This is a genomic window from Parendozoicomonas sp. 2304DJ65-17 (genome assembly GCF_058148445.1).
Genome location: NZ_JBYVJV010000019.1, coordinates 1 through 17,742, shown reverse-complemented (window position 1 = coordinate 17,742; position 17,742 = coordinate 1). Strand labels below are relative to the sequence as shown.

Sequence of the window (17,742 nt, the reverse complement as noted above, 5' to 3'; positions counted from 1 at the left end):
CGATAGGCGCCTAACAAGCGCATCATATTCGTCGCTTCGCTCCTGGGACGCCTACGGCGCCCCATATGCGGGCGTTATATCACTCATCAATTACTCAGTACCACATGGATATCTCATAAATGGATGACTTGAAAAAAATAGAGTGGGAAAAACTAAAAAGTTGCAATCATGACTGGGTAAGTGATCATCTTAAAGCGCATCCAGTTATAGAAAAAAATAAAACTGTGACTAGACTGTATTCCGTTGATTTTTCTGGAACACAACAAGACTTAACAGCGATAGTAGATTCAATTGCAGATTCCATAGAGCATTACGTTTACGATTCTAAACAACGAGCCAGGTTCAATAAAAAGGGAATCAATGCATTCCGGAAAGCCGTTTCATTTTTTGGTGAAACAAACCCAGATATGGATGGTAAGTACGGTGAGCTTTTATTATATATATTTGCTGAAGCAATTTTAAATACACCATTAGTCTCCCACAAGATAACCCTACTAACCAATCCGAATGATCAGGTTAAAGGAGGTGATGGTATTTTCTTTGGTGAGTATAGGGACGATATGGCAATCCTTATTGGGGAATCAAAGATTCACCAAACTTTCTCTGGAGCGTTGGATAGTTCACTAGATTCACTTGATAGATTTCATCAAAATTACACAAGTAGTACATTAGATCATGAACTATTTATAGCTAGATCAAATATTTCTGAAAACTTTGATCTCGATCAGCTTGAAAGTTTATTTGAGGCTTTTACTCCAGGAACGAAAGAATACAAATCTTGCAACAAAGCACACCCAGTACTTCTAGTCTTTGAGAGCAGTGAAATATCGAAAATTGAAAGAAAAGCCAAGAACAAATTAGAAGCTGAATCTTTATTCGAAAAGTGGGCTGAACGGAGAATTGAAAAAGCATATAAATTGATTAAGCAGAAATTAGATACATATTCAGAATTAGAGAAAGTCTATCTTGATATATTTTTATTGCCGATGAATAGTGTATCAAGTTTTAAGCACTCTCTTTATAAAGCAATACATGGCATAGAGTATAAGTCAGGGACAGTCTAGGATTAATAATGAGTAGTTCATATAATGCCGCAATTTCACACCCTGTTTTTATAGAAGTATTCGATAAATTACTCAATAGACTGTTTCTAAAAAACAGGGAAATTGATGAATGTACCATCGACATCCCCATTGCTAAGATAAAAAAAGCAACTTGGCTAGCTTCTATTGGAGCACTAGGGGAAGAAGATAAAGAAAGAAATCTAGCAAGTACATTTGGTGCTTTGCTTCATTTATCAGATCCAGATAATGAGGCTTTTATAAAAGCATGCTACATAATGCAATCTAGAACTGGCAACATTGTATCTAGCATGCATTTACCAAAACTCTTCCAAGATAGAAAATACAAAACAGATTTCGGGTCTCTTTTAAATATAGAATTAGCTGGAAATCGTGCTGAACTAGAGCAGAATTTTTCTGATGAGACAGAGGTTTATTTTACTAAATTCCAAGCAAAATTATGGGATTCTCTAGTCAGTCTGAATAATATCGCAATTTCAGCACCAACATCTGCAGGCAAGTCATTCATTATAAAAAAATACATCTCTGAAGTAGTTGAAAAAACAAATAAAAGCATAATATATGTTGTTCCAACCAAAGCATTGATCAATCAGGTTAGTAATGATATTAAGTATCTATTGGGAGATAAGTCTCATGTTTTTACAACCTATAGAGAAGTAGATGATTCAAAGCCATCTATATTTGTTCTCACGCCTGAACGAACACTAAAGATTTTTCAAGATAATAACTTTAAAGAGCCAAGTCTTGTGTTTTTAGATGAAGCTCATAACATTGAAGATAGGTCTAGAGGCTCAGTTTTTGAAAACTCCTTGTATCGAATGATTAATAAGTGGCCAAATTGTCAGTTTGTTGTAGCAGGCCCATTTATTGAACAGCTAGCGAAATCAATAAATAGTATCGCAGATATAGAGTTAATTGATCATAAATCTTTTTCTTCTCCAGTGTTTCAGTTAAAGGTAGCCTTAACGCTTTCCCCTAGAAACAAAAAAGCTGATTATAAAGTAGCTAGTCCTACTGGAAATATCTTAAAGGGGGAAATAGATTTAAAATCTGCTCTCTATTCAAAAGCTAAGAATAACAAAGGGGATGCTTTAGCCGCAATCATGGCACTTTTTGATCCCAATGATCACAATATCATTTACGCACCTAGAAGATACTCTGCCGAAAAATGGGCGCAAAAAGTTGCTCCTATAATAGGATCGAATAATCCACACATAGTTGAGGGTGCCGATCAGAAAGTCAAAGATCTCATTGAATTCTTAGCAGACGAAGTTCATCCAAAATATTCTCTAATTAGGACACTTAGGTTAGGTGTTGCATATCACCATGCAGGTTTGCCAGACATTGCGAGACAAGAAATAGAGGAGCTATATTCAAAATCACTTATTAAAAATATTGTTTGTACTTCAACCCTCGTGCAAGGCGTAAATCTACCCGCAGATAGACTTATAGTTATAAACCCCAAAGTTGATAAAGTTGAAATGAGCAACTTTGAATTTTTCAACTTGATAGGAAGAGCTGGACGTGTAAGTACAAAACTATATGGCGAAGTGTATTGTATTGATATAGAGGATGACGAATGGGGCGAAGATAGATTAACAACTGAGGTAAAAAAATCGGTATCATCTGCGACACTTACCTCGATAAACGACTATAAAGATATATTGCCAAATACAATCGACCTAACCCGCATAGAATTAGATGAACTTGGCTTCAAAAAAGACTTATACCAGCTTGTTTCATACCTTCGATCCTTATATCAAGTTGATAAAGTGCAGCTGGAAAAAATACTATCAGTATCTGAGCTTAACAACAATCAATCTGGAGAAATAAAGAATTCATTATCAAACGTATCAAAAAAACTAACAATACCTTGCTCGTTGATTGAGAAGAATCCATTTATTGATCCAATACTTCAAAATAGCTTCTATGAAGCTGTTAGTTCAGATGGAGTTGATGAGTGGTTGATCTCTAAGGGTCCCTATGGGAAAAAAGGGTGCAATTACAAAGAAGCAGATTTCAAAGAAAAAAATTATTATTATCAGTTTTGGTCCGTTTTTGATCGTTTGAACGATATTTTTGATATTGAAGGTGAAACAAACTCAAGTATTAAGAGCTATGATGACTATATAAATTTAGGACTATTAGTTAAGGATTGTAATAACTGGATGTCAGGAAAAAGGCATACATATTTTATAAAGGAAAAGCTTGAAGATAGCAATGAAAGCGAGGATAAAGTAGATAAGGCCGCTAGGTATGTAACTTCGCACATCAGTCGAAACATTACTTTTATTGCGGTTAAATATCTAATGGTATGGGCTGATATCATATCAAGCTTTTTGACTGATGAAGAAAAAGAAGATAATTCATATATCCTGAATTTACCTTCCATGCTAGAAATGGGTAGCTATGATCCAACTGTTTTAGAATTAATGACTCTTGGGATCAATAGATCCATTGCACTAAAAATAAAACCATTAATAAAACGGCAAGGAAATGTATCCGTTGAAGAGTCATTAAAAACTATAGATCGGTCCAAACTTCAACCCTTGCTTAACCGGTATCTAAGTAGAGCAGGTTATGGAGCCAATCGTGATATAACAAGTGGGTCCAGGTGACGCCTACGGCGCACCTGACCCAAGCGTTACATGCAGTTTGAGTCGGAACGATAGATGTTAAAAACAATAAGAAAAATAATATTTACTGTTGCAGCGATCGCTTTGTCGTTATATGGATTTTTTGAATACGACAAGAGTAAATACAAGGATTTAACATACAAAATTGCTAGGGATGCATCTGTAGAAATTATCACCCTAGAAAGAGCGGCAGTAGCTAAGTACAGCTATGAGTTTGGTGAGTTGTCAATCATAGATCAAGAAACCATTCTCAGAAAAACCCAAGAGTCTTTTGGAGAATTCGAACGAATAGATGATATGTGGCTAAGTGATTATGATTTCATCTATTCATTGAGTGATTTTTATCTCATCCATATTTATAGGTATACGATTAGCACTTCCTTTGAAAATGGAAAAGTCGCACTTCATTTAATGTTCGCGGCCAATCGTGATCAGATAGAAGTCACAAAACTTACAATGCTAAAGCATGAAAGCATGTAACAAGGCGTTGGTGTTCGGCAGCAAGCTGCCTGGGACGCCTACGGCGCCCCACAACTTCGCGTTGTGCGCAGGGTGAAAATATTAATTTCTCTGCCTAAGTTTTTCCCGTGAAATCACCAAGAGTTTTATAAAGCTGGCAATCAACATTTGTGTCAGTTTGGGTAATCCTGAAACACCGTTATTCAAAGAGTATTCCTGTTAATTTGTTCGGGCTGCCTTTGAGTTTGCCAGCACAAACATTATGGTTTTCAGTTCCAAGCCTGCTCTTCTCGCTCTGTGGATCTGGCAATATACATCCAAGTAATATTTAAACGTGCAATGCCAGCCAAACCTCTGAGTTTCGCCGCAACAAAGGTTTCCAGTGGCTACAGGTTTCATTGCTAAACACAAACAGAAATTAGGGTTTGCCTGCTGGCAAAGCTCACCCCAACAATTCGCAAAGTTTGTGCAATGCCAGCGCCGGTAAATCTCAACCGGCAAGGCCGCGCACAACAAGTCGCTGGTGTCGTCGCTTCGCTCCTGGGACGCCTGCGGCGCCCCACAGCTTGGCGTTGTGCACAGGGTGAAAATATTAATTTCTCTGCCAGCGTTTTTTCTGTGAAATCACCAAGAGTTTGATAAAGCTGGCAATCAATATCTGTGTTAATTTGGGGAATCCTGAAACATCGCAATTCAACGAGTATTCCTGTTAAATTTTTCGAGCTGCCTTTGAGTTTGCCAGCACAAACATTATTGTCTCCAATTCCAAGCCTGCTCTTCACGCAATGTGAAGCTGGCAATATACATCCAAGCAATGTTTATACGTGCAATGCCAGCAAAACCACAGAGTTGCACTGCAACAAAGGTTTCCAGTGGCTACAGGTTACATTGCTCAATACAAACAAAAACTAGGTTTTGCCAGCTGGCAAAACTTCGCCCAATAATTCGCAAAGTTTGTGCAATGCCAGCGCCGATAAATCTCAACCGGCAAGGCCGCGCACAACAAGGCGTTGGTGTGCGGCAGACAAGCTGCCTGGGACGCCTTCGGCGCCCCACAACTTCGCGTTAGGTGCAGCCCAACCAATAGATTATGAGTAACATTAAAGAATACATATCTTCGGTAAAGAGTTTAGGGATTGAAGGCCTTAAACTTGGTGCCGGTAATATTTCTGAGGCCAAGTCAGAGATAGCGAAGTGTAGGTCTCTTCAAAGTGAACTAAGACAAATAAAACGATCAATAAACCTTGAAGTAAAAACAGTTCGAGCCAACTACAAAGAGAAAATCGCAAATGCTGGTTCTCTCACTGGGGGTATGTTTTCTTTATTTGGGAAAAGAGGTCTAGCTGGGAATATAAGAGCAGATGCAAAAAGAGGTATGGTTTCTGAAAGAGACTCAATTATTACACCATATGAGGATCTAAAACTGTACATTGACGGTTTAATCCATGATCTCGATTCTGCCAAATTGAAACTTGAGGACTACATTCAAAGAGTCAAAATCTCATCAGAAGAATCAGAGCAAAAAACCAAAAGCTCTGCTTTGTTTTGTCCTGAGTGCGGCTCAAAAGCTGCCAAGAAACATAAGTTCTGTTCACAATGCGGCCAGAAGCTGTAACCTCAACAGAATGCACCTAACAAGCGCATCATATTCGTCGCTTCGCTCCTGGGACGCCTACGGCGCCCCATATGCGGGCGTTACACGCGGTGGGGGAAATTAAATAATTTCTCTCCTGCGAAATCACAATTAAACGTGAGAAAAGCAAATTTGGTGGAGCAGGCAACAGGAATTTGAGTTTGTCACGTTGTTTTTCTGAAAGTTCAGCCATTCAACGCGTTTCTCCGGTGAACAATATTCGGGCTGCTTCCCGGTTTTGCCAGCTTCAACTTCTGTGCTCCAAAGGTTTTGTGTGGTTTGCTAGCTCAAAGTTTCACCGCAAACATCTTGGCTCACAGTCGCTCAATAAATAGGTGTTCAGGTCGGCAAGCTCCACAAACTCAGTGCCGCTGGCAGGCCAGTTCAGTCACAAACATTCAACGTGCAATGCCAGCAAAGGCTTGGTCTGCTTGGCGTTGTTGGCAAGAGCGTGTAACAAGTCGCTGGTGTCGTCGCTTCGCTCCTGGGACGCCTGCGGCGCCCCACAGCTAGGCGTTATGCAGTAGTACTCCTGCCCTATCGTCATGTAGAGAGTAAATTATGAACAATCGCTTTCTTATGAAAACCTAATAGTATCTGGCGTGATTAAGAGATGGTTACATCTACAAACTTTAGTAAAGGATGTTCTGATCAGTATCCTATTCACGGGGCATACACCTTTAAAAGGTATTCCGACAATAGCTTTATCGTTGTATGCGATCATGAAATTGACCCTGTATTCGAATCTATCGCGTTTGACAATGAATCCCATAGTAAACTTGCGATAGAGTTCCACTGTCATGAAAGCTGGAAAAAGCGTGAATGGCTGATTCCAAATTTGGAAGAACTTATTGATCAAATTTCACCTAGCAGTGAAATCCAAATATCATCGCTAAAAGAATTTCTAATGGATTCATTCCAATCAGGAGATAGGGTTTATCTCCGTTATTTCTGGGGTGGCTTAGACTCCAATTCACACGCATAACAAGAGCGTCGTGCACGGCAGCAAGCTGCCTGGGACGCCTTCGGCGCCCCACACGCAGGCGTTACACGTCTTGCCAACCTCTACGTCCAGAGTGATAAAATTGAATAAATGTACAGTTTTCTTTTTTATTATTTATATATTTTCTAATTCAGCCTATGCGGATAAAGACAATATAGAAATGAGCTGTAACACAACTTGGATGTCTTTAATTTCAAATCACAGCTCAGAAACAAGTCCAGATATACTTATTTCTGAGTGGAAGTCAAAGAACACAAAAGAGTCCTGTCAGGATAGAGGCTTCTATTTTGAACGGCTCGGTTGGCTTTATAGCGTAAAAGGAGATTATGAATCTGCTAAGTCTTCTTATGAACTTGGAATAAAAACCTCTTCAAGATTCAAAATTGATTTACTGATAGGGCTAGCTAATCTCTATGCCATAAGGTGGGAAAGAGAGAAAAATGAAGAATTTTATACGTATGCAAGAAAACAATATGAGATTCTAATAAAGGAATTCCCTGAGCATCATTCAGGATATGTACAACTCAGCAATCTCACTTTATTAAAGGGTGACTTTACAAAAACATTAAAACTTTGTAAGAAGGCAAACAATATAAAACCTAGCGCTTACGCGTATAGAAACATCACTATTTCCAGCCAAAAAAGCAATAAGCACCAAGAAGCAACTGAAGCTTTCAAGACAGCCTATTCTTTAGACCCCAGCTTACTATCTGATGAACAATTCATGCTGGCCACTTCAATATCATACACTGAAATTTCAGACTTTAAATTAGCAAGTGGCGCATTAAACATAATATCTGAAAGAAAACCAGATATTAAAAGCACTAAAGAATTCATTGATGCAAAAAACCTTCTAATAAACAAATATCAGAAATCTATAGAAGTTCAATAGCTAGTTTTCAGTTAATATCATATAAACGTGTAACAAGTGCGTCGTGTACGGCAGCAAGCTGCCTGGGACGCCTTCGGCGCCCCACACGCAGGCGTTATGTTTCATCATAAAATCAAGTACAAACGATGTTTAAAATAAGACTTATTCGATTTATACAAATCATATTTCTTCTGTATATATCATCATCGACATATGCTGCCGTATATACAAGAACAATTATTTACACAAAAGATCTAAATACTGCCAAAGAAGCTATTGCAGCAGTACAAAAACCCAATTCACTACAGCAAGTTGATGAATTCCCTGAATCCATTAATTCTATATATTTCAGGCAACAAACAACAATTGATTTAATAGACTCATATCCCCCTCCAGACTTGGAATACTTAAGGTATTTTGGACATGGACTAACGAGAAATGATTCCATAAAAGTTCAAGATTACAGAGCTGCTATTATCGTTGACTTTGCTTACCCAATAAAACACATGCCCAAGGCGCTGAAATCTATAAGCAACCACTCTTACTCACTAGCAAAGAATTCTAATGGATTCATATACGACTCAGAAACAAGAGAGCTTTTTACACTGTCATCATGGCATGAGAAGCGTATCAATTCATGGTTAGTTGACACACCAATTGCCAGCTCGCACACAGTTATTCATGCGTATAACAATAATGAATATGTGAGAGCCATTACACTTGGCATGGCAAAATTTGGCCTTCCCGACATTGTAGTGAATGACTTTTCATGGGCTGCTAATGACAGCATAGGAAACCTGATCAATATTGTTTCACAAACTCTTATTGAAGGAACATTTCCAAATAATGATTTCATTCTCGAAATCGATATAGATAACCTTAAAGATTCGGAATTTAAAAAAAGAATCACTTCAAGCCTAAAGGAAAATGCGTTAAGAGAAATATCTATTAAGCTCACTCCTTCAAAGCACGAAGAAGGTGACCCAAATAATTATCTTCTAGAGTTAGATTTCAGCATAATCCCAGGGAAATCTCTGCAAGAAAAGCAAGACAAGCTCATATCCGACTTATTTGGATGGGAAGATTCTATCCACTATGTCAAGCATAACCAACTGATACTCAAAGCAAGCGAAGAAGCTAGGAAGAAGCTCCCTAGTCTACAGCAGGATTTCAACAATATATTAAACCCTGGTGAGTTCATTCTACTCAAAGCTCCATTTGATACGGATGATGGTGGTACTGAATGGATGTGGGTTGAAGTCATATCTTGGAAAGGCAACAAAGTTAAAGGGCTTTTAAAGAACGAGCCCTTTAATGTACAAGGACTACGAGGTGGAGCGGAAGTTGAAATAGATCAGAGAGATGTCTTCGACTACATCAGAGAGTTTCCTGACGGAACCCAGATGGGTAATGAAACAGGAAAACTGATTCTCAAATTCCAAGAAACATAACAAGGCGTTGGTGTACGGCAGCAAGCTGCCTGGGACGCCTTCGGCGCCCCACAACTTCGCGTTAGGCCCTTCCAACCAATTAGAGAGATGAGTAAAAATCAATGCTATCAATGGGAAATTACAAAAATGTAGAGGAAGACTTTTTCATTGATGAGTCACTAATGAGAAAAATAACTGATGTTGTGACAACACACTCAAAAAAGCTTGATTATGAAACAGTACTTTTCTTTAAAATTTTCAGAAGTGATGGTTCGTTTATAACTCATGAGAGCGTTGACCAAGTTCTTTCAGACGATAATTCTAAGAAAAGAAGGATCACTCGACTACTTATAGAACTCCACAAAAAGGACAATATTGAAGCTGATAAAGAGATATTTTTACTCGACTTAGATAATGAAGACGACAACAAAGTTCACTATGCCATAAACGAAAAAAGTCGAGACTGGTCAATCATTTTCATGGATGACCTTGAGGCACAAATATCTAGAATCAGAAGAGGTAACTTTTGGATTAAAGTGCAGAGCAAAAACATTCAAGCATTAATATATGCACTTCTATCTTTAGCTTCCGGAATATTGCTATTTTCAATATTTCCGCAAGAATGGGCTGAGTCCATAGCTTCTGTAAATTCCAGCACAAACATACCTTTGCTTAATATCGTAAAACTGATTATAAGCAGCTTTTTTACTTCATTTGTTATGATGTGGCTCACGATCGCAATGCCCATAAATACAATTGCAGAGGCCTATGGTGAGTCGGTATTCCACTGGGGTGACGAGATTTCAAGGTACAAAAAAAGCACAGACCTCAAAAACAAACTCATATGGGTTATTGGTGTTGGCTTTGCAATATCAATTTTAACAAGCATGATCGTCAGTTAATCAGGCTTTGGCCTAACAAGGCGTTGGTGTTCGGCAGACAAGCTGCCTGGGACGCCTACGGCGCCCCACAACTTCGCGTTATGCCTTTTAAAGTCGCGGCGGGAAAAGCTAAAACTAAAACGAATTGTGCAAGCTGGTGTTGATAGGTTTCGGAGTTATTTCCTTCGAGTTTCCGCCTACTGAAATGGCACCGCATCCCTCGGGTCTTGTCCGTGTCAACGGCGGGAAATATCGTGCAAAGGTTCATCGTTTTCACAACACCAGCACAAACATTAAGCTTGCCTCGCCGAAGGCCGCTTAAGCCTTTTCGTTTCAATTCAGGCATTAGCCAGTTTCGCCGGCTAGCGCAGCGATATAAATCATTAAAAGCAATTCCGGTTTGTTGCAACATTGTGCAAACCTACAAGCAAGCATAACAAGGCGTTGGTGTGCGGCAGACAAGCTGCCTGGGACGCCTACGGCGCCCCACAACTTCGCGTTAGTTGCCAAGGAGGCATCGTGCAACGATTCACAAATTCAATACGGAAATCTTTAGAAGCTAAAGACTGGTATGGAGCTTTAACCACTGCACTAACATTACCTGATATTTGTGGAAGAATGGAAACACCCAATGAAGGCTCTAATAAGAGGTACTCTCGATGGTTTACAGAATGGGTTGAACCTTTATACACAATGCAACCAGGCGGAATTAAGCATGTTTTCTTAACTGGAAACGATTGTTACGCTCTTAGGTGTAGCTTATTACATGAAGGTGGAGAGAACATAGAAGCGCAAAGAGCACGAGAGGCTTTGGATAATTTTCACTTTATTCAACCTTCACCTAACGGCAATAGTTTTCATAAAATTCAAAGTAACCAATCTCTACTTCTGCAAGTTGACATATTTTGCAACGACATTGCTAATGCCGTTGATGCCTGGTCTGAGTCAGAAAAAACTCAGAACAAAGAGGTAAAAGAAAGAATGCAAACATTGCTGCAAATCCGCGATGTAAGCAATGGGTTTCAGTTTTAGGCAACTAACAAGAAATTCCAGGTGACGCCTACGGCGCACCTGAATTTGGCGTTAAGTGCTTATAGTCCACCTGTTATCATGGAGTAACGGATGAATACCAACGATAAAAAAATGATTTATGGCTTATCTGTAGCTTTATTTCTAGGCATGGTGTTCTACTTCTGTAGCTCAAATATTGTCTATTTTTTCTATAACACACTCGCAATGAAGATTACTGCTTTAGATCTTCAGATTACTTATATATTTTTATTAGTAATTTCGGTCAAAGTTGGCTTTTCCAGAATTGTTTCATCAACTAGATAAATACACTAAGTTAAATGTTAACTCAGCTACTACTAATAGCCTTAGTTGCTACCCCATTAGCATTTATAGCAATGATTATTTACGTCGAACTCCTACTTTTTACTGGAAGAATGGCGTCAAAAATAGCTAAGATTACTTTTGGATTTGTTACATATCTTGCCTTCATACCTGTCCTCTTGGCTCCATTATTTTATGTTCTTAGCAAATTCAACCAAGAAATAACGCAGGGTATTTCAGCACTATTATCAGTATTACTTTGTTACTTGGTCATAATAGCTCCTGGCATCATTTATTTATCCAAGTATAAAATTAGTGAGCTCCAGCGGGTTGGTTACTTTCTTCCAAGGCATAAAGAGCGCACTTAACAAGTTAATCGTGTGGGACGCCTACGGCGCCCCACATTAAGGCGTTATAACTACATCGAAAGTTCACAACTATCTTCTATTTATAGCTTTTCAAAAAGTGCTAGTAAACGAAAGTAACAACTCTCTGGATGCCCTAAAAGACGCTTATCATGTACTATGGCATGTACTATTTTTGCCGATCTCCAGCAGTTATTGAGAAGCGCTACTTCTCTTCCACGCATCAACAACCTAAGGTTTAAAGCCAATCATGACAAAGACAATATCTGTTTTTAACAACAAAGGTGGCGTAGGTAAAACTTCAATTATTTGGAATTTGGCTGTATCCCTTGCTGACCTAGATAAAAATGTTTTACTTTTAGACTTCGACCCTCAGTGCAACTTATCTATAGCTTGTTTGGGTGATCAAGAGTTTTCATCTTTATTGCAAACATCGGCTAGTCACCCGTTCGGAAAAACAGTGAAAGCGTTTGCCCTACCATATATTCAGCAAAATAGATTCGGTCAAATTCATACTTCATCTCCAAAAATAAGCAATCAAAACGGACGCTTAGATATTGTACCAGGAGATTTTTGGTTGAACTCATTTTCTGATGTCTTGAACGTTGGTACAGATGTTATTGGTGGTTCTGGTTTATACCGTTTTATTCTCCCAGAACTTTTGACACAAGAAGCGTCTAGAGTTAACAACATTAATTATGATTATGTATTAATTGATCTACCTCCATCTTTTAATACTTTGGTTCGCTCATCATTATATTGTTCAGACTATTTTCTTGTCCCATGCACCCCAGATTTATTTTCATCATATTGTGTTGGATTAATCGGCGAAATGCTTCCTTTATTCATACAAGATTGGGAACAAGGTAAGCAACGCTATCTTCAGAATAACCCTAACGATCCGGTTATATCATCTAAGGGTAAGCCAAAATTCGGAGGGTGGGTATTCAACAACTTCGATACAAGAAAAAGAAATGGGGTTAAGCATATGGTTGCAGCTGATGCTGTACATCACACATCTATTCAAGATGCCATTAGCAATTTATTAATTCCAAGCTTGCAAAACATATCTACATACACTGCGATACCGTCATTCATACATTCGAGTCATATTGCAGGAATTGAAGATTTAAATGTCATGGCATCCGATAGTATTTTCCAAAACATTCCAATTCGATATTTATCAAATCATCGCCCAACGTCAGGACTTCGAGGTCGAGGGTCATGGGCTGCAAATCAAATTGAACTTATGGATGAGATGACACAAGAATATGAAACCTTAGCTTCATATATAGAAACAAACTTTTAGATCCAGAAAATGTAGTTATAACAAGCCCATCCATGCGACCGCCTACGGCGGCGCATGATGGGGGCGTTAGGTGTCGTGGGGAGTTTTAATAATTTCTCTCCTGCAAAATCAGAGTTAAACGAGAGAAAAACAAGTTTCGTGGAGCTGGCAACAAGGTTTTGAGTTTGTCACGTCGTTTTCCTGAAAGTTCAGCAATTCAACGTGTTTTTCCTGCAAACATTTACGGGCTGCCTCCCGGTTTTGCCAGCTTCAACTTCTGTGTTCCAAAGGTTTCGCAGTGCTTGCCAGTTAAGCATTTCAAGGCAAACATTCTGGTTCTCAGTCGTTTAAAATCCAGCGTTCAGGTCAGCAAGCTCTACAAATGCAAAGCAGCTGGCAAGCCAGTTCAATCACAAACATTCAACGTGCAATGCCAGCAAAGGCTTGGTCTGTTCGGCGTTGCTGTAAAATCACCTAACAAGAGCATGGGTTGGACGCCGCAAGCGGCGCCCATCATGCTGGCGTTGTGCGCAGGGTGAAAATATTAATTTCTCTGCCAGCGTTTTTCCTGTGAAATCACCACAAGTTTGGTAAAGCTGGCAATTAACATTTGTGCTGGTTTGGGGAATCTTGAAGCACCGTAATTCAGCGAGTATTCCTGTTAAATTATTCGGGCTGCCTTTGAGTTAGTCAGCACAAACATTATGGTTTCCAATTCCAAGCCTGCTCTTCTCGCTATGTGGAGCCGGCAACAAACATCCAAATAATGTTTAAACGTGCAATGCCAGCCAAATCTCTGAGTTTCGCCGCAACAAAGGTTTCCAGTGGCTACAGGTTTCATTGCTCAATACAAACAGAAATTAGGGTTTGCCTGCTGGCAAAGCTCACCCCAATAATTCGCAAAGTTTGTGCAATGCCAGCGCCGGTAAATCTCAACCGGCAAGGCCGCGCACAACAAGGCGTTGGTGTACGGCAGACAAGCTGCCTGGGACGCCTACGGCGCCCCACAACTTCGCGTTAAGTGCTTATAGTCCACCTGTCATCATGGAGTAACGGATGAATACCAACGATAAAAAAATGATTTATGGCTTATCTGTAGCTTTATTTCTAGGCATGGTGTTCTACTTCTGTAGCTCAAATATTGTCTATTTTTTCTATAACACATTCGCAATGAAGATTACTGCTTTAGATCTTCAGATTACTTATATATTTTTATTAGTAATTTCGGTCAAAGTTGGCTTCTCTAGAATTGTTTCATCAACTAGATAAATACACTAAGTTAAATGTTAACTCAGCTACTACTAATAGCCTTAGTTGCTACCCCATTAGCATTTATAGCAATGATTATTTACGTCGAACTCCTACTTTTAACTGGAAGAATGGCGTCAAAAATAGCTAAGATTACTTTTGGATTTGTTATATATCTTGCCTTCATACCTGTCCTCTTGGCCCCATTATTGTATGTTCTTAGCAAATTTAACCAAGAAATAACACAGGGTATTTCAGCACTATTATCAGTATTACTTTGTTACTTGGTCATAATAGCTCCTGGCATCATTTATTTATCCAAATATAAAATTAGTGAGCTCCAGCAGGTTGGTTACTTTCTTCCAAGGCATAAAGAGCGCACTTAACAAGAGCATGGTGTCCTCGCTTCGCTCGTGGGACGCCTATGGCGCCCCACATGCTGGCGTTATGCGCGTATTCGAGTAAAACATCATGCACATATATAGATATCGTTCACCGGGCATGCTTAGTGAGAAATCGCTAATGTATGACGAAATGTACTTTGCATCAAAAGATGAATTAAATGATCCAATTGATATGCAATCAGAGTTTGTCTTTTATGAAAACTCAGAAATTGAGTGGTTGAAACTACTGAATGGGATATGGAACGGGCACCCGAGCTCTGAAAAAGTAGCGAAGTTCTTATCGTCTTTTGGAAGAAAAACTTATCATGAACTAATTTCCGCTATCAGAGAAAATCAAGCACACATTGCAAACCTTCTCATCGAAAACGAGGAAGCCTCTGTAAAAGGTATTCTCCGAGCACAAACAAGATACAATACTTTTACTAACTTCTTAGATTTGTACGAACCAAGCTCTGGATACTCTGTTTCATTCTCCAACAACAAATCAGATATGCTAATGTGGTCTCATTACTCAAAGAGTCATACTGGCTTTTGCTTAGTATTTAGACCAATAAATGGTTGTATTTCCCAAGATCCAACCCGCTGTAGAGATAGCATAGATATTGCAAAAGGGCATTCTGCAAGCATTGGAAAAGCATTTCCTGTCGAAAGTATTAAATATGAAGATTGTATTGAATCTATAAATGCATTCTCATTATTCCCTGAAATGTTCACAAACTACAAATTTGAAAACAAAGACAGCATTTCCAAATATCACGCAGATTGTAAAACACAATTATTAACTAAAAGAAAATGCTGGGACTACGAAGAAGAAGTCAGACTACTTTTACCTCAATCAAAGAAATGGATTTCAGGAACCTTTGATTTAAAAAGTTATCAAAGGCTCTTTTATTACGACTTTGCTCAAGTAGTAGGAATCATATTCGGTGCCAGAATGAGTAGCTCTGATAAAGAAGCAATTCGCTACATTATCAATGAAAAGCTAGATCAGAGAATAAGGTCTTCTTCAACGAAAGATACCGAACAATACTGTTTTGACTTCTTATTTCAACAGGCTCATATAAGTCCATCTTCCCGAAATATAGATATTACAGATACTGAGCTAGTAAGCATGGGAACAACCCTACAACCAGGTACTGAGTACTATAAAAAGCAGAGACAGAGATGGGAAAAAGGCGAAGGTTTGAAGCTTATGAATGGCCATTTCAATCACGATCCAATCCCATAAAATGCGCATAACAAGAGCTTCATGTCGCTGCGCTGGGACGCCTACGGCGCCCCATAAGCAGGCGTTATGTCATGAGGAGTTGTTGATAGAGAAAAACCAAATCAATCATGGGTTCGTGCAAGCTGGTGTTGAAATCAATTCGATTTCAAGCTTTTCGTTTTACGCCGCCAACGGAATGCGTCACATCCCTCTAACCTTTGCCCGAGCAGCGGCGCCAGGCACCGAGTTCAAGCTTTTCCGGTTTCCAACACCAGCAATTAACAATGTGCTGCCGGAAACTGGAAACTTGGTTTACCGTGGTAGCTGGCGTTTAAAGTGGTTCCGTTTCCCTGTTTCACAGTTCCAACGGTTCTTCCTTCATCCAGCTCTCGGGTAACGCCAGCGCAAACATTGTGCAAATTGGCCCAATCACGGTCAGGGTTTCAGCGGTAACAGGTGCACGACGGCAAGGTCATGCAAAACATCAAAAACGGTTCCGGTTTGCTGGTCAATCCTGCCAACCGGGCAAAAAACATAACAAGTGCGTGGTATTCGCTGCTTCGCAGCTGGGACGCCTTCGGCGCCCCACACGCAGGCGTTATGCCCTGAGGAGCGGCTGAGAGAGAAAAGCCAAATCAAGCAGGGGTTCGTGCAAGCTGGTGTTGAATACGCTTTCGGTTTCAGGCCATTCGTTTCACGCCGCCAACGAAGCGCGTCACATCCCAATAACCTTTGCCCGAGCAGCGGCGACAAGCACCGAGTTCAAGCTTTCCCGGTTTACAACACCAGCAAAGTTATCAAGTGTCTGGGCAGGGTTAACTTTCAACATTGTGCGGGCTGGCGTAATATACGTCATCGCTTCCCTACTTCAGGGTTTCGGCGGTAGCATCCTTCAACAGCTCATCGGTTACGCCAGCATACAGTCAGTGCAACTTGGCCCAATCACACTCAGGTTTTCAGCGGCAACATACGGCCGCAGTTTGGCTGGCTCGGTAAAATCCAGTTTCAAGCCTTCGGGTGCAACAATAATATTGCCCAACAGCTCATCGGTTTCCCGCCAGCCTGCGCAGACGTGCAAACCATCAAAAAAACAGTCCCAGTTCGCTGCTGGTTTCGTGCACATCAGGGCGCTTGCATAACAAGCACATCGTGTACGGCAGCAAGCTGCCTGGGACGCCTTCGGCGCCCCACATGTGGGCGTTAAGCGCGTATGTGAATACAGTTGAAATCTCGCAATTCATCCCAATTAAGTATATTCAAACATAAAAATGAAATGGATATTCTTGGATGAACAGCATTGCAGTAAAGCCCGGTGACGTTGTCGCTTCTGACTTTGGCATCTACCAACATTGGTCTTTAGTAACAGATCAAATATGTGAGAACGGCCAATATAAACTCATTTCTGCCACCGATAGAAATGGTACTGTCAAAGAGGAACCTTGGCATGTCGTCACCAAAGGTAAAAAGACATATACAGTAAAAGTGACACTCCTTAAATCAGTCCCTGAAGTTATCAAAGCGGCAAGATCTCAAATTGGCATCTGGAAATACTCTGTTTCAGGCAATAACTGTGAGCACTTTGTAAAATGGGCTGCTGGACTTGAAGTTACATCTACACAAGTTAAGGCTGGCGTAGGCGGTGCAATTGCAGGGGCAGCTGTAGTCGGTTTAGCTTCCGAAAACCCAAATTTTTTAAAATTTCTTGGTGGAGCTCTTCTCGTTGGCGGCATAGCTGTAGCTGCAACACGAGCAGTTGAAAAATCCAACACGGAGTAAATGCGCTTAACAAGCCCATCCAAGCGACCGCCTACGGCGGCGCTTGATGGGGGCGTTAAATGCTAAAAGGAGATCGTGCTTATCATCCAGCCTAAAGAAGTAGATGAATTCATATCACCTTTTATAG

16 protein-coding genes are annotated in these 17,742 nt (G+C 40.0%); 14 read left to right on the top strand and 2 right to left on the bottom strand.

Annotated features, from left to right (window positions below; translation table 11 throughout):
* Positions 1-119 precede the first annotated feature (119 nt).
* The 13 genes from ACY2RR_RS24335 (at position 120) to ACY2RR_RS24275 (ending at position 16,236) form a co-directional block, all read left to right on the top strand.
* Complete coding sequence (locus ACY2RR_RS24335; RefSeq protein WP_490110799.1) at positions 120-1,064, top strand: HamA C-terminal domain-containing protein; 945 nt, start codon at positions 120-122, stop codon at positions 1,062-1,064.
* Between the two features lie 8 nt (positions 1,065-1,072).
* Positions 1,073-3,700: a DEAD/DEAH box helicase gene (locus ACY2RR_RS24330; RefSeq protein WP_490110798.1), complete on the top strand. Its 2,628-nt coding sequence runs from the start codon at positions 1,073-1,075 to the stop codon at positions 3,698-3,700.
* 54 nt (positions 3,701-3,754) lie between these two features.
* Entirely contained in the window at positions 3,755-4,198 is a 444-nt protein-coding gene (locus ACY2RR_RS24325) for a hypothetical protein (RefSeq protein WP_490110797.1), read from the top strand.
* A 1,069-nt stretch (positions 4,199-5,267) separates the two neighbouring features.
* The gene (locus tag ACY2RR_RS24320) at positions 5,268-5,792 is read left to right on the top strand and encodes a zinc-ribbon domain-containing protein (protein ID WP_490110796.1); all 525 of its coding nucleotides are present in this window, start codon (positions 5,268-5,270) and stop codon (positions 5,790-5,792) included.
* A gap of 631 nt (positions 5,793-6,423) precedes the next feature.
* Positions 6,424-6,795 carry a hypothetical protein gene (locus ACY2RR_RS24315; protein ID WP_490110795.1) on the top strand — a complete coding sequence of 124 codons (372 nt, stop codon included), beginning with the start codon at positions 6,424-6,426 and terminating at the stop codon, positions 6,793-6,795.
* Positions 6,796-6,895: 100 nt separating this feature from the next.
* Positions 6,896-7,705 (top strand): tetratricopeptide repeat protein, encoded by an 810-nt coding sequence (locus ACY2RR_RS24310; RefSeq protein ID WP_490110794.1) that lies wholly within the window; start codon positions 6,896-6,898, stop codon positions 7,703-7,705.
* 125 nt (positions 7,706-7,830) lie between these two features.
* The gene (locus tag ACY2RR_RS24305) at positions 7,831-9,135 is read left to right on the top strand and encodes a DUF2314 domain-containing protein (RefSeq protein WP_490110793.1); all 1,305 of its coding nucleotides are present in this window, start codon (positions 7,831-7,833) and stop codon (positions 9,133-9,135) included.
* A gap of 101 nt (positions 9,136-9,236) precedes the next feature.
* Positions 9,237-10,016 (top strand): hypothetical protein, encoded by a 780-nt coding sequence (locus tag ACY2RR_RS24300; protein ID WP_490110792.1) that lies wholly within the window; start codon positions 9,237-9,239, stop codon positions 10,014-10,016.
* Between the two features lie 498 nt (positions 10,017-10,514).
* Complete coding sequence (locus ACY2RR_RS24295) at positions 10,515-11,027, top strand: hypothetical protein (protein ID WP_490110791.1); 513 nt, start codon at positions 10,515-10,517, stop codon at positions 11,025-11,027.
* A 915-nt stretch (positions 11,028-11,942) separates the two neighbouring features.
* A complete protein-coding gene (locus ACY2RR_RS24290) occupies positions 11,943-13,001 on the top strand; it encodes a ParA family protein (RefSeq protein WP_490110790.1) in 1,059 nt (352 codons plus the stop codon).
* A gap of 164 nt (positions 13,002-13,165) precedes the next feature.
* Positions 13,166-13,519: a hypothetical protein gene (locus ACY2RR_RS24285; protein WP_490110789.1), complete on the top strand. Its 354-nt coding sequence runs from the start codon at positions 13,166-13,168 to the stop codon at positions 13,517-13,519.
* A 1,231-nt stretch (positions 13,520-14,750) separates the two neighbouring features.
* Positions 14,751-15,860: a DUF2971 domain-containing protein gene (locus tag ACY2RR_RS24280; protein ID WP_490110788.1), complete on the top strand. Its 1,110-nt coding sequence runs from the start codon at positions 14,751-14,753 to the stop codon at positions 15,858-15,860.
* Positions 15,829-16,236, top strand: coding sequence for a hypothetical protein (locus ACY2RR_RS24275; protein ID WP_490110800.1), 408 nt, complete (start codon positions 15,829-15,831; stop codon positions 16,234-16,236). Before ACY2RR_RS24280 ends, ACY2RR_RS24275 begins: the two co-directional genes overlap by 32 nt.
* A gap of 318 nt (positions 16,237-16,554) precedes the next feature.
* Here the strand turns inward: ACY2RR_RS24275 and ACY2RR_RS24270 are convergent, their stop codons facing one another.
* Together ACY2RR_RS24270 and ACY2RR_RS24265 are read right to left on the bottom strand one after the other, a co-directional pair.
* Positions 16,555-16,695, bottom strand: a complete 141-nt coding sequence (locus ACY2RR_RS24270) for a hypothetical protein (RefSeq protein WP_490110787.1) — start codon at positions 16,693-16,695, stop codon at positions 16,555-16,557.
* Positions 16,696-16,746: 51 nt separating this feature from the next.
* On the bottom strand, positions 16,747-16,962 hold the full coding sequence (locus ACY2RR_RS24265) for a hypothetical protein (RefSeq protein ID WP_490110786.1): 216 nt from the start codon (positions 16,960-16,962) through the stop codon (positions 16,747-16,749).
* Between the two features lie 164 nt (positions 16,963-17,126).
* On the opposite strand from ACY2RR_RS24265, the gene ACY2RR_RS24260 reads away from it, so the two are divergent.
* A complete protein-coding gene (locus ACY2RR_RS24260; RefSeq protein ID WP_490110785.1) occupies positions 17,127-17,615 on the top strand; it encodes a lecithin retinol acyltransferase family protein in 489 nt (162 codons plus the stop codon).
* Positions 17,616-17,742: the final 127 nt, after the last annotated feature.

Excerpts from the sequence above, each read along its gene's own strand:
- ACY2RR_RS24335 (WP_490110799.1), top strand. The coding sequence starts at position 120 with ATGGATGACTTGAAAAAAATAGAGTGGGAAAAACTAAAAAGTTGCAAT.
- ACY2RR_RS24330 (WP_490110798.1), top strand. The coding sequence starts at position 1,073 with ATGAGTAGTTCATATAATGCCGCAATTTCACACCCTGTTTTTATAGAA.
- ACY2RR_RS24325 (WP_490110797.1), top strand. The coding sequence starts at position 3,755 with ATGTTAAAAACAATAAGAAAAATAATATTTACTGTTGCAGCGATCGCT.
- ACY2RR_RS24320 (WP_490110796.1), top strand. The coding sequence starts at position 5,268 with ATGAGTAACATTAAAGAATACATATCTTCGGTAAAGAGTTTAGGGATT.
- ACY2RR_RS24315 (WP_490110795.1), top strand. The coding sequence starts at position 6,424 with ATGGTTACATCTACAAACTTTAGTAAAGGATGTTCTGATCAGTATCCT.
- ACY2RR_RS24305 (WP_490110793.1), top strand. The coding sequence starts at position 7,831 with ATGTTTAAAATAAGACTTATTCGATTTATACAAATCATATTTCTTCTG.
- ACY2RR_RS24300 (WP_490110792.1), top strand. The coding sequence starts at position 9,237 with ATGCTATCAATGGGAAATTACAAAAATGTAGAGGAAGACTTTTTCATT.
- ACY2RR_RS24290 (WP_490110790.1), top strand. The coding sequence starts at position 11,943 with ATGACAAAGACAATATCTGTTTTTAACAACAAAGGTGGCGTAGGTAAA.
- ACY2RR_RS24280 (WP_490110788.1), top strand. The coding sequence starts at position 14,751 with ATGTATGACGAAATGTACTTTGCATCAAAAGATGAATTAAATGATCCA.
- ACY2RR_RS24275 (WP_490110800.1), top strand. The coding sequence starts at position 15,829 with ATGGCCATTTCAATCACGATCCAATCCCATAAAATGCGCATAACAAGA.
- ACY2RR_RS24270 (WP_490110787.1), bottom strand. The coding sequence starts at position 16,695 with ATGACGTATATTACGCCAGCCCGCACAATGTTGAAAGTTAACCCTGCC.
- ACY2RR_RS24265 (WP_490110786.1), bottom strand. The coding sequence starts at position 16,962 with ATGTGCACGAAACCAGCAGCGAACTGGGACTGTTTTTTTGATGGTTTG.
- ACY2RR_RS24260 (WP_490110785.1), top strand. The coding sequence starts at position 17,127 with ATGAACAGCATTGCAGTAAAGCCCGGTGACGTTGTCGCTTCTGACTTT.